Here is a 1274-nt window from a genome sequence, read left to right as displayed (position 1 = left end):
CCCGTGCCGTCACCGCCTCACACCGAACTCCTTGACTGAATCAAGCAACGGCATTGAGGGTACGGCCCGTGCTGATTTCCTCGCCGGTCACACACGAAACAAGCCTCATGATCAGTCTCCCCTTTTTCCGATCACGGTGTGTGGGCCCGGGGGAAACAATGGAAACCTTCGACTGTTTCCCCCGGGGAATTACCTACGGATTACTTCAGGAATCCGCGAGACTGGAGGAACTCAGCCGTGATGTGCGCAACGCCACGCGGCCTGTAGATCTGCGGGAAACGCCGCATCTCCACTTCGGTGCGCCCGGTCTCGTCCGGCTCCGGCAGTTCGTGAACGAGCCGGTAGGGACGGTCACCCGTCGGCATTTCCAGCACGACCGGGCCTACCTTGGTGTCGAAGCGAATGCCGGTGTAGTTCGCGTCGGAGTTGTGCACGATGTTCCCGCCTGCCCGCTGGCAGATCAGCGGAAGGAAGTTCGCGATCGTGCGGGCCTGGATTGCAAGGCCGTTCATGGGTGCATCCTTACCGCCGCGCACCCGGCGGACGATCCCATCTGAGATCTGGATTTCCATGCTCTCCCCTTCGTTGGACTTTTGCGGTGCAGGGGGGTCGCCTCCCCCTGCACTCACAATAATAGTGGAGTTTCGCGTGAGGGGAAGCCCCTGTTGCGCCCCGTGTTGCGTGAAGGGTTGCGCCTGATGTTGCGTCAGGTGTTGCGCTAGAGGTTGCGGGGCCTGGGGGCCGGCTACTACGTCACCGCAGGTCGCTGGCTTTCTGTGTGTGGTCGGGTTGCTGACATCCCCTCTGCTGCCACTTGTCCCGCCCCGGTTGAAGGATGAGTGAGGAATGGGTGCGGGGGCGGGTGGCATGGCAGCGTCGGGGATCGGGGTGCGGGGTAGGTGTGGTTGCGCGTCGGCCGGGGGCCGTCGCGCTGGCCGTGTGCTGGCGTGGGTTCGGGCTGGTGCCCCGTGGGGGAGTGGCCGTGAGCTCGGCGCGTTCCGCGTGTGCTCTGGTCAGAGATTACGGGAAGGCAACATAACCGACGTATTCTCAGGCGAATTTGGGAGTAGGAAAATTGAGGTGAGGTCAGATCCAGTCAGAGTAGGGGATACAGAGGATTAGATTCGAGCGACGAATTGAGTTTCTGAAATCATATCAGCTTGCTGTTATGAACGGTCGGTCCGGCGCACCCCCAACGTAGCTGCCGCTTTTCAGTAATTCGCGGAGCGAATTACTGAGAGGAATTGCGGAGCAATTCCTCTCACCGGCACGGA

Annotated in this window: 1 protein-coding gene; it reads right to left on the bottom strand. The window is 61.1% G+C overall.

The window, feature by feature from the left end; translation table 11 throughout:
* Positions 1-200: 200 nt before the first annotated feature.
* Entirely contained in the window at positions 201-572 is a 372-nt protein-coding gene (locus tag IEZ19_RS49880; protein ID WP_189317971.1) for a hypothetical protein, read from the bottom strand.
* Positions 573-1274 lie beyond the last annotated feature (702 nt).

The organism is Streptomyces brasiliensis (assembly GCF_014647875.1).
GTDB lineage: Bacteria > Actinomycetota > Actinomycetes > Streptomycetales > Streptomycetaceae > Streptomyces > Streptomyces brasiliensis.
The sequence above is the reverse complement of the archived record's forward strand: the minus strand, read 5'-3'. Positions and strand labels throughout refer to the sequence as shown.

Excerpts from the sequence above, each read along its gene's own strand:
- IEZ19_RS49880 (WP_189317971.1), bottom strand. The coding sequence starts at position 572 with ATGGAAATCCAGATCTCAGATGGGATCGTCCGCCGGGTGCGCGGCGGT.